At 54.1% G+C, this 16,250-nt stretch carries 11 protein-coding genes; 3 read left to right on the top strand and 8 right to left on the bottom strand.

The window, feature by feature from the left end; all coding sequences use genetic code 11:
* Nucleotides 1–61 precede the first annotated feature (61 nt).
* The 8 genes from IDH41_RS19910 to IDH41_RS19875 form a co-directional block, all read right to left on the bottom strand.
* Nucleotides 62–1,660 (bottom strand): response regulator transcription factor, encoded by a 1,599-nt coding sequence (locus IDH41_RS19910; RefSeq protein ID WP_190864139.1) that lies wholly within the window; start codon nucleotides 1,658–1,660, stop codon nucleotides 62–64.
* Nucleotides 1,632–3,455 carry a cache domain-containing sensor histidine kinase gene (locus IDH41_RS19905; protein WP_190864137.1) on the bottom strand — a complete coding sequence of 608 codons (1,824 nt, stop codon included), beginning with the start codon at nucleotides 3,453–3,455 and terminating at the stop codon, nucleotides 1,632–1,634. Before IDH41_RS19905 ends, IDH41_RS19910 begins: the two co-directional genes overlap by 29 nt.
* Nucleotides 3,456–3,651: 196 nt before the next feature.
* Nucleotides 3,652–5,427 carry a glycoside hydrolase family 35 protein gene (locus tag IDH41_RS19900; protein ID WP_223829880.1) on the bottom strand — a complete coding sequence of 592 codons (1,776 nt, stop codon included), beginning with the start codon at nucleotides 5,425–5,427 and terminating at the stop codon, nucleotides 3,652–3,654.
* 3 nt (nucleotides 5,428–5,430) lie between these two features.
* Complete coding sequence (locus IDH41_RS19895; RefSeq protein ID WP_190864135.1) at nucleotides 5,431–6,870, bottom strand: alpha-L-fucosidase; 1,440 nt, start codon at nucleotides 6,868–6,870, stop codon at nucleotides 5,431–5,433.
* Between the two features lie 99 nt (nucleotides 6,871–6,969).
* The gene (locus tag IDH41_RS19890; RefSeq protein ID WP_190864119.1) at nucleotides 6,970–8,631 is read right to left on the bottom strand and encodes an ABC transporter substrate-binding protein; all 1,662 of its coding nucleotides are present in this window, start codon (nucleotides 8,629–8,631) and stop codon (nucleotides 6,970–6,972) included.
* Between the two features lie 107 nt (nucleotides 8,632–8,738).
* Nucleotides 8,739–9,653: a carbohydrate ABC transporter permease gene (locus IDH41_RS19885; RefSeq protein ID WP_190864117.1), complete on the bottom strand. Its 915-nt coding sequence runs from the start codon at nucleotides 9,651–9,653 to the stop codon at nucleotides 8,739–8,741.
* Entirely contained in the window at nucleotides 9,647–10,612 is a 966-nt protein-coding gene (locus tag IDH41_RS19880) for an ABC transporter permease (RefSeq protein WP_190864114.1), read from the bottom strand. The genes IDH41_RS19885 and IDH41_RS19880 overlap by 7 nt, the downstream gene beginning before the upstream one ends.
* A gap of 242 nt (nucleotides 10,613–10,854) precedes the next feature.
* Nucleotides 10,855–13,080 carry a helix-turn-helix domain-containing protein gene (locus tag IDH41_RS19875; RefSeq protein WP_190864113.1) on the bottom strand — a complete coding sequence of 742 codons (2,226 nt, stop codon included), beginning with the start codon at nucleotides 13,078–13,080 and terminating at the stop codon, nucleotides 10,855–10,857.
* 245 nt (nucleotides 13,081–13,325) lie between these two features.
* On the opposite strand from IDH41_RS19875, the gene IDH41_RS19870 reads away from it, so the two are divergent.
* The 3 genes from IDH41_RS19870 to IDH41_RS19860 are packed head-to-tail and all read left to right on the top strand — an operon-like array spanning nucleotide 13,326 to nucleotide 15,818.
* Nucleotides 13,326–14,060: an ABC transporter ATP-binding protein gene (locus tag IDH41_RS19870; RefSeq protein WP_190864111.1), complete on the top strand. Its 735-nt coding sequence runs from the start codon at nucleotides 13,326–13,328 to the stop codon at nucleotides 14,058–14,060.
* Nucleotides 14,057–15,100, top strand: a complete 1,044-nt coding sequence (locus IDH41_RS19865; protein ID WP_190864109.1) for an ABC transporter permease — start codon at nucleotides 14,057–14,059, stop codon at nucleotides 15,098–15,100. The genes IDH41_RS19870 and IDH41_RS19865 overlap by 4 nt, the downstream gene beginning before the upstream one ends.
* Nucleotides 15,101–15,149: 49 nt before the next feature.
* The gene (locus tag IDH41_RS19860) at nucleotides 15,150–15,818 is read left to right on the top strand and encodes a TetR/AcrR family transcriptional regulator (protein ID WP_190864107.1); all 669 of its coding nucleotides are present in this window, start codon (nucleotides 15,150–15,152) and stop codon (nucleotides 15,816–15,818) included.
* Nucleotides 15,819–16,250: the final 432 nt, after the last annotated feature.

The following is a 16,250-nucleotide window of genomic DNA, read 5'->3' as shown; positions in this document are numbered from 1 at the left end:
GCGAATGCCCCTCTCTATTGATGTAAATTCATCATAAGGGAGGGGCACCGCGGAATGAATGCTAATTCTTCGGATGTTCGCTATCGATTTTTTCAGATGGCCGCAGCCGGAATTCGGAAGGGGTCATGCCGTACATCCGCTTGAACCGCGAGCTGAAATAGCTCGCGTTCGAGAAGCCGGTCAGCTCCGCGATGTCCCACAGGTTCAGCGTCGTCTGCTTCAGCAGCCGGACGGCATGGCCTATGCGTACCTCGTTCAAATATTGGATGAAGGTCTTGCCCGCCTTCGCCTTGAACATTTCCGAGAAGTAGGAGGCGTTATAGTTATACTTCTCGGCGATCATCGTCAAGTTCAGGTCGTCCATATAGTGCTCGTCGATGAATTGCTGGGCCGCCGCGACAAGGGACGGATCGGCCTCCTCGTTGTCGATTTGCCGCTTCCGCTCGATCTTCGCCGCGATGCCCATCAGAAAGCGGACGGCTTTCTCCACCGTATCGAGGCTGAGCGTCATCTCCGGACGAAGCCACAGCTGCTCGCCGCTGCCGAGCGTAATCCGCAGCTCCTGCGCGATCGGCTCGAGCATCAGGTAGAGCTGGAAGATCGCCTTGACAAAGACGGGCTGCGAGGCGCTCGCCTCTTGCAGCTCCTGCCGGATCGCCTCTTCGAGAGAGGCGAGCTCCCCGCGGGCCAAATAGCGCTCGATCACCTTGATCGCGTCCTCGGGCAGCGCTTGTCCGGCCGGACCCTTCGCATCGCCGGCTTCCTTGCCGCCCGGCACGTTCCATGCCAGCAAGGAGGCCATATACCCTTCCTTCCATTGCTTGAAGCCGCGCACGGGCTGACCGGCCGAGGCTCTAATCTCGAAATTCATGAAGGCCGTCACGTGCCGGTGCAGCGCCTCGGCGAATGCCGCCCGCAGGCCCTCTTCCTCCAGCAGCGCAAAGTGCATGAGGCCCGGGTAATTGGGGTCGCGAAACGTCTGTATCGAGCCGCGATGCCCCTCCGCGCATTCCCTTGCCATCATTTCGAACGGCAGGCGGAACCGGTCCGGCGACCGCTCCGGGTCGACGCTCTCTGCCCGGCGGGCCGTCAGCCCGGCTGTCATGAACCGCACGGCGCGCCCGTCCCATCCGTCAAGCTCGAATAACCGGGCGCGCTCCATGACGACGTTGTCCCGCTGCGGCTCCTCCTTCACGATGCGGACGAGGAAGTGCTCCTTCATCTCCTTGTAATATTGCGACAGCCGCCATTCCGTCATCGCGGCCTGATCACGGTCTAGCCGCTCCTTATCGAGCTCCTGCCCGACCTTCGTCAAAGCCCCCGTCAGCTCGTCCCTCGCGACCGGCTTGAGCAAATAATCCCGCGCGTGGTTCCGGATCGCCGCCTTCGCGTAATGAAAATCCTCGTAGCCCGTAATGACGATCAGCCGCAAGTGCGGATACTGCTCATGGCAGGCATCGAGGAAGCTCGTTCCGTCCATGACCGGCATATTCATGTCGGTGACGACGATATCGATCGCTTCGGCGGCCAGCCGCTCCAGCGCCTCGACGCCGTTCGAAGCCTCGCCTGCGATGCGGAAGCCGAGTCCCTCCCAATCCACCTTGAGCCGCAGCCCCTGTCTGATTTCCGGTTCATCGTCCACGATCAACACTCGGTACATGATGGCGTTCCTCCTGTGCGGGTAGTATGAGCTCGATCGTCGTGCCTTCTCCGGGCGCCGAATCGATGCGAGCCTCGAACAGCGACTCGTAATACAAGCGGCACCGGGACAGAACATTGCCCAGGCCGATCCGGCTGTCCCGGCTTGATAAGATATGATCGAGCCGGGCGGTGGCCGCGTAGTCCAGCAGCTCCTTGCGCCGCTCGGGCGCCATGCCCGGACCGTTGTCGGACACGATCAGATGGACGCGCCCTTCCGCGCGCCTGACGCGGAGGCGGACCTTCGCGTCCGTCCGGTGCCGGAAGCTGTACTTCACCGCGTTCTCGATCAGCGGCTGGATAATGAACTTCACGATCGTCAGCCTGTCCAGCTCGCCTTCCTTCTCGACCGCAATCTCGAGCCGGTCGCCGAATCGGATGTTCAAGATGGAGATGTAATATCCGACGTATACGAGCTCTTCTTCCAGTCGGATCAGATCGTCGCTTATTTTGAGCGAGAAGCGCATCATTTTGCCAAGCGATTCGATCACCTCCACCGTGTCGTCGGTACGGCGCTGCATCGCGAGGCTGCTCATGAGCTCCAGCGTGTTGAACAGGAAATGCGGGTTGATCTGCATGAGCAGCGCCTTGTATTCCGCCTGCTGCCGGAGCAGCTTCTGCTCGAATTCGGTCTTGATATGCCGCCTGAGCTGCGTCACCATGTTGCGGAACGTCTCCGTCGCGAAGCCGACCTCGTTGCGCACGCTCTTCACGGGCGACAGGCGGCTCTCCGCATGGATGAAGTCGCCCCGCTGCACGTGCCGCATCGCGAGCACCAGCCGCGAGAGCGGCTTCGTTATGCCGTGCGACAGCCACGTCGCCAGGACGAGGGACAAGAGGAGCAGCAGGGTCGCGACGACGAGAATCGTATCCCGCAGCCGGAACAGCTGCGAATACAGATCGTTCTCCGAGACGAAGCCGACCAGCATCCAATTTGTCTGCGGCAGCTTTTTGTACACGAGAATGTCCTTCTCGCCCTGCTCGTTCGTCAAGTACACGACCCCCTGCTTCCGCCAGCCGGCGCGTATGTTCTCGACCTGCCGCAGCATGCCCGAATGCGCGTCGTAAGAAGACTGGGACAGCATCGGCTTCCCTTGCTGATCGAGCAAATAGATGGTGCCGCTCTCGCCGAGGTGAATCCGGTTCAGCGGCTCGAGGAAATAGTCGGCGCTTACGTTTATTTTCATGACGCTTCTCGTCAAGGAAGGCTCGAACGTGCCGATCGGCATGAGCAGGCTGATCACCGGATGCTTGTTGTTGTTGCGAAGCTCCGCCGCGTCCGTGTGCGCCGCGATCCAGCGCTCGTCCTTGCGCTTGAAGTCGTTGTACCACTCCTCCCGCAGGAACGAAGGATCGGATACGACGAGATTGCCGCTGCTCACCCAGGTGCCCTCCGGCCGGTAGATCGTCACCTTCGATACGCTGGAGTAGCTGTTCGTCGTCTGCGTCAGAAATTGGCTCATATGGAAGTGGGCCAGATTTTTCTCCCCGGCCGAAGCCGCGGGATCGGAGGCGGTCGCCTCCCAGCTTCTCGTCAGATCGCTGTTGAAGACGATGGACGCGAGGTCATATATTTGCGTCTGGACCATATCGATGTAGGAGCCGTACTCCCCCATTTTCTCCAAAGCGGAGGATTCGATATAAGACCGGATAATTTCGCGGGACTGGTTGAACAGCAGCAGCGACAGGGTCACGAAGGACAGGACGAAGAGCAGGAAAAAAATCGCGATCAGACGGCTTCTTAGCGAATAGAACATGGCTGTCCTCCCGTTTGCGGCAATAAACCGCTTTCTTTATCCCCATTATAGCGATCGATCGCGGTCATGCAATGGCGGATACTTCCGCCGCGGGAGCGGCGCGCGACGCAGATCCGCTGTGAGGTTTCACGAAAAATGAAAAAGCGAAGCCCGAAATACCGCGTGGCTTCGCTGTTGTTGTTTCATAGTTTCTGGCTCAACCGAGCTTCGGCTCATCCGCGAATGTCACTGCAGGCTGCTCGAGCGTTCCATGCAGTTCGAAGATGACGATCTCGTTATCCCCCTGCCGCAAGAGCGGAGCGGGAACATAGTAAGTGCTCTGCGGCCCTTTGTTCCAGTAGCGCCCCAGGTTGAACCCGTTAATAAAGATGACGCCTTTGGTCCAGCCCGTCATATCCAGGAACGTATCTTTTGCCGCCTCGTCTACCTGAAGGATTCCTCGGAAAAAGGCCGGCGAATTTTGCGGACCAGCCGCCTTGTAAGCCAGTAGAGAAGTGTTATCAAGCGGAAGCGTGTGAATCGTCCAGTCGAACAAAAACTGAAAACCGTGGCGCACTCCATCCGTGATTCCCTTGCAATCCTTCAAATAAGGACCGTAATTAATACGCCCCATATTTTCAACCAGAATGCTGATTTCGGCGCCTTCCGGCGGAACGGCGAACGAGACCTTCGTTTCGTTATTGCCTCTCTCGATCACGCCTTGATATTGTCCGTCTACAAACACAAGGGCCCGGTCCCGCACCTCTTGGATCTTCAGCTCTTGCTTCTCTCTCGGCCCGGTGATTCTGGTTGTATACAGAATAAAGCCGTAGTCTTGTCCAAGCTTCTCCATTCTTTCCGGATTTGCCATGCGAACAGGAGTTGAAAGCCGGTCAAGCTGGGAAAACAGAGAGGCTTGTTCGGTCATCGGCACGCGGCCGTAAGCTTTCTTCCCGATCGGTTCGGGCAATTCCAATTCCCCGATATCCGCATATCTGGAAATCGTATTGCGAACCGTGAAAAATTTATCTGTCGGTTCCCCCGATTCGCTCAGCAGCACATCATAGTCATAGCTCGTGATCGTCGGCTCGTATTTGTCTTTCTGCTGGCAATTGGCCCCGTTATAAAAGCCGAAATTCGTTCCGCCGTGAAACATATAGAAGTTAACCGACGCGTTCTCCTTCAGCATGTCTTCCAGGACGGAAGCCACATCCTGAGCGTCGCGGGTATGGTGCGGTTCTCCCCAATGATCGAACCAGCCGTTCCAATATTCCATGCACATCAGCGGCGTGTCGTTCCGGTATTCCCGAAGCTTCACAAAGGCTTCCTTCGGACCGGACCCGAAATTGACGGTTGCCAGCACGCCCGGAACCGTTCCGGCCTGCAGCATCGCATCGGTCGGTCCGTCGGAGGTAAACAACAGCACGTTGATGCCTCGCTTGACCATGCCTTCGCGCAAATACTCGAGATAACGGGCATCGTTACCGTAGCTGCCGTACTCGTTCTCGATTTGCATCGCAATAATCGGTCCGCCGTTCGTGCATAACAACGGCTTCAATCTCGGCAACAGTACGTCGAAGTAGGCATCCACCCGCTCAAGAAATTTCTCGTCATAGCAGCGCAGCTTCACGTCCGCATCGGCAAGAAGCCACGCCGGCAATCCGCCAAACTCCCACTCTGCGCAAATATAAGGGCTCGGCCTTACAATGACATGCAGTCCGATGTCCCCGGCAATCTGAATGAAACGCTCGATATTCGCCATACCCTCGAACCAGAATTGCCCCGGCTTCGGCTCGTGAAAGTTCCACGGCACATAAGTCTCGACGGTATTGAAACCGCAAGCCTTCAGTTTTCTAAGCCGGTCTTCCCAATACTCCGGAACGACGCGGAAATAATGCATCGCTCCTGAAATGAGCCGAACCGGCGTTCCATTGTATTGGAAGGCGTTCCCAACCACTTCAAAGCTTGTCTTGTTGCTTGCATTCGTACGCAATAGTTACACCTCCGATGGACTCTTATAAACGCCGAAGCTGGACAAAGTCGGAAACCATCTGGATGCGGTAATCGAGAGCCGAATCGATCCGGCAGTCACCGCGTCGAAGCAGCAAATCCGCTTATATCCGATGATCGTGCCGCGATAGACTTCTTTCCAGCCCTCTTCATCCTTGCACGCCAGCGTAAAGCTTTCAATTCGTTGTCCTGATTGAATATGCTCCATCAATACGATTCGATTGAAAGCTGCTTCTTCCTTCAAATCGATCTCGATGACCGCTTGCTCCGTGCCTTCCTTCGGCCGCCAGAACGTTTCCTTGTTTCCGTCGAACAGGTTGCTCGCGCCAAAGCTTTCATCATAAGTTTCCGAGGCGCGGGCGGCGGCATTTTGCGCCAGATCGGTCTTAAACATCCCGCCGATTACTTGGCCGAATTGCTTCAACCGCTCCACATCGTTCTCGTGAATCAATCCGCGTTGATCCGGCGGAAGGTTCAGCAGAAAATTCGCGTTTCCTCCTACCGACCCGTAGTATACGTTCAGCAGCTCCGCCAAAGTCTTTACTTGATCGTCCTCGGAAGCGTGATAAAACCAACCGGGACGGATGGAGGTGTTTACTTCCGCCGGATACCACGCGAGATCGCGGACGTTCGCAATCAAATTTCTGCTGCCCAGATCGCTGTCTTGCGTATCGATTCTTTTGGAAAACTCGCCGTCATCCGCTTTTTGCGATTTTTCCTGAATCTTCTCGTTATCTTTCAGTGCTGCGGGCACGACGCTCCATTCGGATTCCCGGGTATGCCCGGCCTCATTGCCGCACCAACGGACGTCCGGTCCGCACACGGAAATGACGGCATTCGGCTGCAATTCGCGGATCAAAGCGTAGTATCCGTCCCAATCGTAAACCTGCCGCTTGCCGTTAGGCCCTTCCCCGCAAGCCCCGTCAAACCACACGCAGAAAATTTCGCCATAGTTCGTCAACAATTCTCTAAGCTGGTTTTTAAAATATTCGTTATATGCCGGGGAATCGCCATAGGAACGTTCATGCCGGTCCCAAGGGGAAAGATAGACGCCAAGCTTCAAGCCGCCGCGCCGGCATGCAGCGGCTACTTCCTTTACGATGTCTCCTTTACCGTCCTTCCACGGGCTCTTCTTCACGGAATGGTCCGTGTATTGGCTCGGCCATAGGCAAAATCCGTCATGATGCTTGCAGGTTAAGATGATCCCTTTCATTCCTGCCGAACGGCATGCGTCGACCCATTGATCGGCATCGAATTGGACAGGATTGAAGATTCCCGGATCTTCGTTTCCGAGTCCCCATTCCCGATCCGTGTAGGTATTGACCGTAAAATGTATAAACGCATAAAACTCCATCTCTTGCCATGCCAATTGCCGATCCGATGGAGTCACTTGCGCCGCTGACCGGATTTCCTCGTTCGTAACCATTTAATAGACCATCCTCCTCATGCATATTCGACATCCACAATGCGTCCGAATGTTTGTATAAAGACCCATGCCGACAGCATGGGCCTCTTGCAACGACACTTATTGATCCAATGCGTCTTGATGTATTTTCAAATACTGCTCCAGCTGCAAACCTTTGAATCCTTCCATATAGCTATCCCAGTCCTTGTCGATATCTTTGTTGCTTGTAATAAATTGGGCCATGCTGGATTTCACGTAATCCGTCAGCGTCTTCTCGATTTGAGAGATCGTCAGGGCGTCCTCCGGCTTAAAGAAGACATCGCTCGGATACACCGCTTCAGGTTTTGCGAACGGCTCGTATTGTTTGGCAGCCAGCCAGAAACGGTAATCCCTTGCGCCATCGCCCGCGCTGAGCGGATCCTCCGGGGCCACGAAGGCTTCGCGAATCGAATTGAGCATCTTCATCGTCCCAAGCTGCCACCATGTTTCATCCAGCGTCACTTCTCCGCTTGCCGAAGGAGCTTTCGTAATGACGTCATATTTCGCCGGATTCCCGTTATAATCGACCTGTCCTTCTTCGGCATTCTTCCATCCCTTTCCTTCAAAGCCCCAAGTCGTCATGACGGTTCCTTCTTCGCTGAAGAGGTAATCGGCCAAGCGAATCGCCGCAATCTTCTCCTCTTCGGCGGCTTTATTCGTAATGACGAATTCGCCTCCGCCAAAGCCTTTGGCATACCCGGCCAACTGGACCCCATTGGGCCCTTTCAACGGCGGCAGTACGACATAGTCCTTATGCCGCGGATTTTCGTCGTTCAAGAGAAAAGCGCTGCCGATGTTGGCATATCCGATAACGCCGACCGACGGGTCCGGTTTATTGGCAAGCTGTTTGACCGCATCGGCATTTTGGGTAAACGCCCCTTTATCGATCAAGCCTTCGGTAAAGAGCTTGTTGAGGTATTTCAAGCCTTCCTTCCATTCCGGCTGAGCTGCGGAGTACGCGACCTTGCCCTCATTCACGCTTAAATATCGGCCCGCATCATTATAGATGAACGCGTTCATGAGGAAGGTGTCCACGCCGCCGCCCCACGTTCCGTCGGAGGAGGTCGAGTACGGAACCTCGTCGGCTTTTCCGTTGCCGTTCGGATCTTGTTCTTTGAAGGCCTTCAGCACTTTATAGAACTCGTCGGTTGTGGTTGGCATGTCCAGCCCCAGCTTGTCTAGCCAAGCTTTGTTGATCCATACTCTTTGGAAATACGTGCAGTGAAGGCATTCGTTAATGCGAGGAAGCGCATAAATATTACCGTCCGGTGCGGTCATGCTCTCCTTCAAATTAGGGATTTCCTCCATCGCCTGCTTAATATTCGGCGCATATTGCTCAATAAGGTCATTCAAGGGAATGAAAGTGCCCTGTTGACCATATTTGATTTGATCCGCTTTGGTTGCCCCCGCATTCAAAATCAAAGCCGGATAGTCTCCGCTTGCGAGCAGCAGTTGCTTCTTGTCGCCGAATGCATTCCCCGGCGTCGTTTCCCATTTGAATTTGATATGGAGCTTCTCTTCGATATGTTTGGAAAATTTGTTGACGTCCATATTCTCGATACCGGCCTCTTGGGGAGCAAACACGCTTAACTCCACCTGCTTGCCGGAAGCGGCGTCCTTCCCGGCTGCTCCGGAACCGGAAGAAGAATTCGCGTTGTTTTCCGTTGCGGCGCCGCTGCATGCGGATAAAATCAAGACTGCTGCCAATAGTAAACCGATTATTTGCAATAATGACTTGTTCAAGAGTAATCCTCCCCGTTATTGTTTTTCCCCCAACATGATTGAAACTCCTGCCTGCATGTCTTCCGCGGACCTTTTTTAGAGCCTCACCACCTTTCCGTTCTCCAACCTCAACCTTTCAGGGATCCGATCATGACCCCTTTGACAAAATGCTTCTGCACGAAGGGGTAAATGATCAACACCGGCAGGCTGGCGACCACAATAAGCGAATACTGAAGCAAATCCTTCAACCCTTGCCGAACCGTGTCGGCATCGATATTGACGTACATATCCGTGTTCTCCGAGTTCAGGATGAGCAGGTTCCTCAGGAAGATCTGCAGCGGAAACTTCGCGTTATCGCTTAGATAAATCAGGGCGTTGAAGTAGGTGTTCCAGTGGCCTACCGCATACATAAGCGCTAATACGGCCAAGATCGGCTTGGATAACGGCAGCACGATCTTCAGGAAGAACTTCATATCGCTGCAGCCGTCAAGCTGCGAAGCTTCAACAAGCTCGTCAGGGATCGTCGTTTGGAAAAAGGTTCTCGCAATAATCACCTGAAAGACGGCGAAGGCTCCAGGGAGAAGCATAGCCCAGCGCGTATCCAGAAGGCCCAAAGATTTGACCAGAAGGTAGTTAGGGATGAGCCCCCCGTCGAAAAACATCGTAAAGACGAGGAATATCATCATCAGATTTCGGCCGGCGAAGGTTCTCCTTGCGAGCGGGTATGCAATCGCCACGGTAAAAGCGACATTAAGCAGCGTACCGAATACGGTGTAAAACAAGGAGTTGCCGAATCCGATCCAAATATCGGAATTTTGAAAAACCGCTTTGTACCCGATGAGCGTGAAATCGACGGGCCATAACCATACTTTGCCGGATGTGACGGCGGCCGGCGAACTGAAGGACGCGCTGAAAATATGCAAGAGCGGAAACAGAATGACGATGAGGACGATTGCCAGTAACAAATAAACCATTCCAAGGAACGCGCGGTCGGCCGCTGACTCCCGAATTTTAATACCCTTCAAGTTATTCCCTCCTACCATAAGCTGTTGGACGTTATTTTTCTTGAGATGAAGTTCACGAAAATAAGCAGGACAAAATTGACTGCGGAGTTAAAGAGGCCAATCGCCGCCGAAAAGCTGAAATTCGCGCCCAGCAATCCGACTTTATACACATAGGTCGAGATGACTTCGGAAGTGTTTTGATTGAGCGGGTTTTGCATCAAATAAATCTTTTCGAAGCCGACGCTCATCGTATTCCCCAAGTTCAGAATCAACAGAATAACGATAATGGGAACCAGGCTAGGGATATCGATATTGATGATTTTTTGCCAGCGGGTGGCCCCGTCCACTTTGGCTGCTTCGTACAGCTCCTGGTTGACGCCGGATAAAGCGGCAATATAGATGATCGCACTGTACCCTGTGTACTGCCAGGCGTCCGAAAAGACATAGATCGTCTTAAAGAGCTCCGATTTTCCCAAAAAATCAACCGGTTCCATGCCAAGCGCCCTGAAAATATTGCTTACCAATCCAACATTGGGCGATAGATTAACGATGAGAATCGACACGATAACTACCGTTGAAATAAAGTAAGGCGCATAGGTGACCATTTGAACCGATTTTTTGAACAAGCCGTTGCGTATTTCATTGAGTGCCAGCGCCAAGATGATGGGCAGAGGGAAGTTGACCAGCAACCCGTACAGCGAAATCTCCAGCGTGTTCCTTAAGTACTGCCAGAAAAAAGGAGCCTGGAAAAGCTGCTCGAAATACTTAAAGCCTGCCCAGGGGCTGTTTAGAATCCCTTGCACGACGTTGTATTCTTTGAAAGCGATCAAGACCCCGAACATCGGGAGGTACTTAAAGATAAGAACATACAGCAGCGGTAATGCGACGAGCAGATAGTACTGCCAATGCCTCGTTATTTTTTGGACGGTTTGTTTTTTACGCTGAGATGAAAAAGCCGCGTTCACCGGCGGAAGCGCTTTTTCTAAAGTTTTTGTCATTTCCGCTCTCCTTTGCTTTGTTGTGGGATGGGCTCATCTTAAAGGAGTCGGTCTATTTGCTTCAATATACAATTATCGCTCAATCAACCTGTTTCCCCGGGACGAGCTTTTTCAGCCACTGGGAGATTGGTTAAGGGACTAAATGTTTTTGCGCGGGTAAACTTTTTTCGATTTAAATTCTTATAATTTTAAAAAAACCAAGCCCAGCAAGGCTTCCGCCATGCTGGGCTTGGTAATTTCATCTATTTTCCGGCATGTTCCCGGTACTCTCCCGGGGATAGATTTACGATCTTTTTGAACATTCGGCCAAAAGAAATGACGTTCGTATAACCGACTTCTTCCGCAATTTCGGCAATGGGCCGATTTGTCCGTTCAAGCAATTTTTGGCTGCTTCGGATTCGGAGTTCAATGAGATAATCGACGAACTTTTGCCCGGTTTCCTCCTTAAACAGCTTGCTGAGAGACTTCGAATTGATATGGAAGCGGTCGCTCAGATAATCCAAGGACAGATCGGGATTCCGATACTCCCGTTCCATATACTCTCGGATCTCTCTAATCTTGTCGGAGCTGCCCCGTTGTTCTTGGAGGTGACGCATCCGTTCAAACAGCTTGCCCAGCGCTTCTTTGAAACGAGAATCCAACCGGTCCAGCGTTTCCGACGATCGCAGCGCCTCTTCTAAAGACTGCTGCCCCACGCCGGTCCATAGCTCCTGAAACTCCTTGGGCATAAGGCCCATTTCCCGTCCGATGGAATAAATCATATAATCGGCTATGCTTAGAACGTTATCCCGGTTCCACACATCTTGTCCGATACTGCGCATGACGGTGTCATACTGATTCCGCCAATCCTCCCGGGAGAGCCGGAAGGACTGCGCCATGGAATGGACCAGTTGAAAATAATCGAAAGATTTCTCATGTTCTTCCCGAACCATCCGGGAATAAAAAATCACTTTATTGTCGCCAAGGGTCATCTTATATTTCAAAGCATGCAGGGCGTGCGCATACGATTCCGGGATGAGAGCATGGCCCTTTACAGGCTCGCCGACTCCTATCGTAATGGTCAGCTTCAGATTCTGCTCAATCCAGGCGCGGGCGTTCTCCAGAATGTTCATCTCGACTCGTTCCGGGTCTTGGCCATCCTCAATTTGAAGCAGAATGCCCAGCTTAGAGCTGAAAATCCACTCGGCCCAAAGGTTCCCGCCGCACTTCTGCGCGGTTTCTTGAATGACGCTTTTGATCGCGAATTTCAATAAATATTGATCCTGATGCGTATATTTGCTTAAAAATTGACCGTAATCGTCGATCTCTACGGCACAGACGACCTGACGTTTATCCAGGTCGTTCAACTGCATCATTTCCCTCTGGGATTCCCACTGGGTTAAGCTTTGAGGATATTGTCCGTCCAGCAGCTGTTGGAATAAGTAGGCCTTTTTGAGATGCAGATCCTCCCGGTATCGCTGCTGAAAGCTGTTGGACTGCGCCAGCATGTCATTCAGCGCCGATTCGATAAAGGCAAATTCATCTTGGCGGTTTTTCTTCAGCAGCGCGCTCGCCTTTGTTTGGGAAAACTTCTGGATTTGGGAAACGATCTGCTCGATCGGTTTGTAGCTTCTCTTTGTCACGAATACCATCCATAGAACGCCGGCAACAACCATTAGAAACCCGATAAAGAACCATGTACTATGCAATTGATAGGCAAGATTGGCGAGCGTTCCGTGCACGAGACCGCTTTCATATTTCCATCCGGTTAATGGGGAAGATACGTGAGAGACGACTTTTTCCTTCTCCGTCCCATCGTCATAAACCGAAAAAATATTGTGATTTCTCGAGTCCAATACCCGTAAAAAGCTAATATTCGCGGAAAACATGTTATCGACAAGACGCTTCATCTTGCCGGGCGAAACATTAACGACAAAAAAACCTTCCCCGTTCCTTACGAACGGCGCCTTCAACACAAGCGTCGCAACCTGCCGGGGCTCGATAATTTCAAATTCTTGAAAGGATCTGGAGCCCGTCCAGCGAGTTCCCGCCTGATTCAGATAGGGCTCGATAAAGGAATAATCCATATACTCCCTTAAGCTATTGTTCATAGAGTTGCTTAAAACGAACTCGTCGCGATTCCGGACAAGATAGATGGAATCTACAATCGGATGAGACGCCATAAAGTCTCTCATAAAGTTAACGACGCGAATATTTAAATAATAATCGTCCTGCTTGCCGCCGTTATAAAAAGCGGAGAGGTCTTCATTCTTCAACAGCTCCGTAATCAGCGACTCTTCGATCGTCTTTAACGAGGAATCAATGGAGCCCATCGCCTGCACCAGCAATGTTTCGTTCGCTTTAACGGCTTCTTTCCGGCTTTGTTCGCTGAGCGTATGAAAAAAAATAAAGAAAATAAACGTGATCACGGTAAAAAAGGGCGGAATATACGCCAACAGCTGACGGTAAAACCAAGTTTTGTTCTTCATGCGCGCCTCCTTGACAAGAAACGATGTAGCCTGGCCGGCATGGATATGTTTGCGCTTTCATCATGTTACCATAGGATATCCTAGCAGGGAAGCGGTATTCCTTTTCATGCGCCGCCGGGCCTTCCGTTCCCGTCTCCGTAAAAGCGAGTGATTACTCGCTTGACGGATAGGCGAATCGGGCGTATAGTGAGCGTATCACAAGATCGTGAGTAAGTACTCACTTTTATTTTGGAGGGGTGAATACGATGGCAGCAGCCAGCGAAATTTGCGTTCGAGCCCGCGACGTCATCCGTAAATTCGACGACAAAAAGGTCCTGCACGACATCAGCCTCGACGTCGCCAAGGGCGGGATATTCGGCCTTCTCGGGCCGTCGGGCTCGGGCAAGACGACGTTCGTCAAATTGATCGCCGGCATCGACGAGGCGACGAGCGGGCAGATCGAGGTGCTTGGCACGCCCATGCCGAAGCTTGCGATGATGGTCCGGATCGGCTATATGGCGCAGTCCGACGCCTTGTACGCCGAGCTTACCGCCAAGGAGAACCTTGAATTTTTCGGCGCGCTCTTCGGCCTCCGCGGCAGCCGGCTGAAGCAGCGGATGCACGAGGTCATGGCGCTCGTCAACCTGACGGACCACATGGAGCGCTCCGTAGGCGCCTATTCCGGCGGCATGAAGCGCCGCCTGTCGCTGGCCATCGCGCTGCTTCACGAGCCCGAGGTGCTTATTCTGGATGAACCGACCGTCGGCATCGATCCCGTGCTGCGCAAGTCCATTTGGGATGAGCTGCAAAGCTTGAGCCGGCAAGGGACGACGATCCTCGTGACGACCCACGTCATGGACGAAGCCGACAAGTGCGACCGGCTCGGCATGTTGCGTGACGGGCGCCTGATCGCGTCCGGCTCGCCCGAGGAGCTCAAGTCGCGGACCGGCAGCGCCACGATCGAGGAAGCGTTCCTGTACTACGGAGGTGCGCGCGCATGAGAATCCGAGCCCTCGTCATCCGGATCGTCCGGCAATTCCTTCACGACAAACGTTCGATGGCGTTATTGATCGTCGCGCCGCTGCTCGTGCTGTCGCTCATGTACCTCGTATTCAACGGCGATACGTACGAGCCCAAGATCGGCACCGTGCAGCTTCCCGAGGCCGTGTCGCAGACGCTGGGCGAGAACGGCGCGGACGTGACGGCCTACGACTCGGAAGCGGAAGCCGAGGAAGCGCTGGCCGAACGGGAAGTCGACGCGATCATCCGGCTGGACGGCGCCGCTCCGGCCGTGAAGCTCGAAGGCAGCGACCCCGCCAGGAACCGCGCCGTCATGGCGGCGGTTCAGAAAGCCATGCAAGCGCAGCAGGGTCCGGGCGGAAGTCCGGCCGGCGCCGCGCAGGCGCCGGTCATCGAATATTTGCACGGCTCCGAGGACATGTCCTCCTTCGACAACTTCGGTCCCGTCCTGATCGGCTTGTTCGCGTTCTTCTTCGTCTTCCTCATCGCGGGCGTCTCCTTCCTGAAGGAGCGCACGAGCGGCACGCTGGAGCGTCTGCTCGCCACGCCGCTGCGCCGCTGGGAGATCGTGGCCGGCTACATGATCGGCTTCGGCATCTTCACGAGCATCCAGGCGGCGCTGATCGCGGGCTATACGATCGGCGTGCTGGGAAGCCTGATGGCGGGCTCCTTCGGCTGCGTGCTGCTCATTATGCTGCTCCTGTCGCTCACCGCGCTCAGCTTCGGGACGTTTCTGTCCGCGTTCGCGAACACCGAATTTCAAATGATCCAGTTCATTCCGCTCGTCATCGTGCCGCAGGTGTTCTTCTCCGGCTTGTTCGATCTGGAGAGCATATCGCCATGGCTTCGCTGGCTCTCCTACATTACGCCGCTGAAGTACGGCGCGGACGCGCTGCGCGGCGTCATGATCCGCGGCGAGGGCTGGAGCGCGATCGCGCCCGACATAGGCGTCCTGCTGGCGCTCACTCTCGTCTTCATGGCGGCCAACGTGCTCGCGTTGCGCAAGCATCGGAAAATATAGTACTCTATTGCAAGATACGCTTTTTGCAAGGGAAAGGGGATAGGCCTCCATGTCGGAGCGGAAGGAACAATGGCTGGAGGAGCTTATCCGGCTCACCGAAGGTGACGAGAAGAAGAAAACCGATAAACAGGCCAAAATATTGGAGGCCGCGATCGAAATTTTTGCGGAGAAGGGCTTCGCCGCCACGTCCACGAGCGAAATCGCGCAGAAGGCCGGCGTCGCGGAGGGCACGATCTTCCGCCACTATAAGACGAAGAAGGATTTGCTGCTGTCCATCGCCGGGCCGATCGCATCCAAGCTGGTCGCCCCGTTCCTGGCCCGCGACTTCGCCAAGGTCATCGATCTCCCGTACGAGAAGGCGGACGACTTCTTCCGTTCGGTCGCCCGCGACAGGCTCCGGTTCGCGCGCAACAACGAGAAGCTGATCAGAATCCTCATTCATGAGGTGCCCTTCCAGCCGGAGCTGATGGAGCAGATGAAGGCGATGCTGACGGAGATTGTCGCGGCGCGCATGAAGAGGGTCGTGGAGCATTTCCAGAACCAGGGCCAGCTGATCGAAGCGCCGCCCTGGCGCATCGTCCGCTCCGCCGCCAGCATGTTCATCGGCATGATCATTTTCCATGTCATTCTGGCGCCGGACTTCCCCTTCGACGACGATGAGGAAATCGACCGCACGCTGGATTTGCTGATGCACGGCATCTCGGGCCGGAAAGCATAGCGACCGCACGCGGCGCCTAAGCCGCCGCGCGATCCGCCTCAAGGCAGCGCGTCACATGCCAGGGCCTGCGAATGTGCAGGCGTTTGGTCGCTTCATGCGTGCTGCGAAGCAAATGCATGCGAAAATGCATCTTTTGGCGTTCGATACGGGCAATAGAGGGCTCATGTCCCGGAATGCCTGCACATACGCAGGCATTCCGTCCAGCCGCCTCATCGATGGCGCAAGAGCTGTACAAATACCAGATAAAAACAGGAGAAACTCCTGTTTATCTTATTCGAAATGTTCAGTCTGTTATGATGAAGATTAGCCTCGGGGAACCGTATCATAAGTAACGGAAAGGTTTTGGGAAATTCCCGAGGCTTCGGTTTGGGATAGATCATACTCAGCGGAAGAGTCTGTGCAAACGGGCTGCTTCTTGCTTTTTGGAGCACA

Source organism: Paenibacillus arenilitoris, from assembly GCF_014705655.1.
GTDB lineage: Bacteria > Bacillota > Bacilli > Paenibacillales > Paenibacillaceae > Pristimantibacillus > Pristimantibacillus arenilitoris.
The sequence above is the reverse complement of the archived record's forward strand: the minus strand, read 5'-3'. Positions and strand labels throughout refer to the sequence as shown.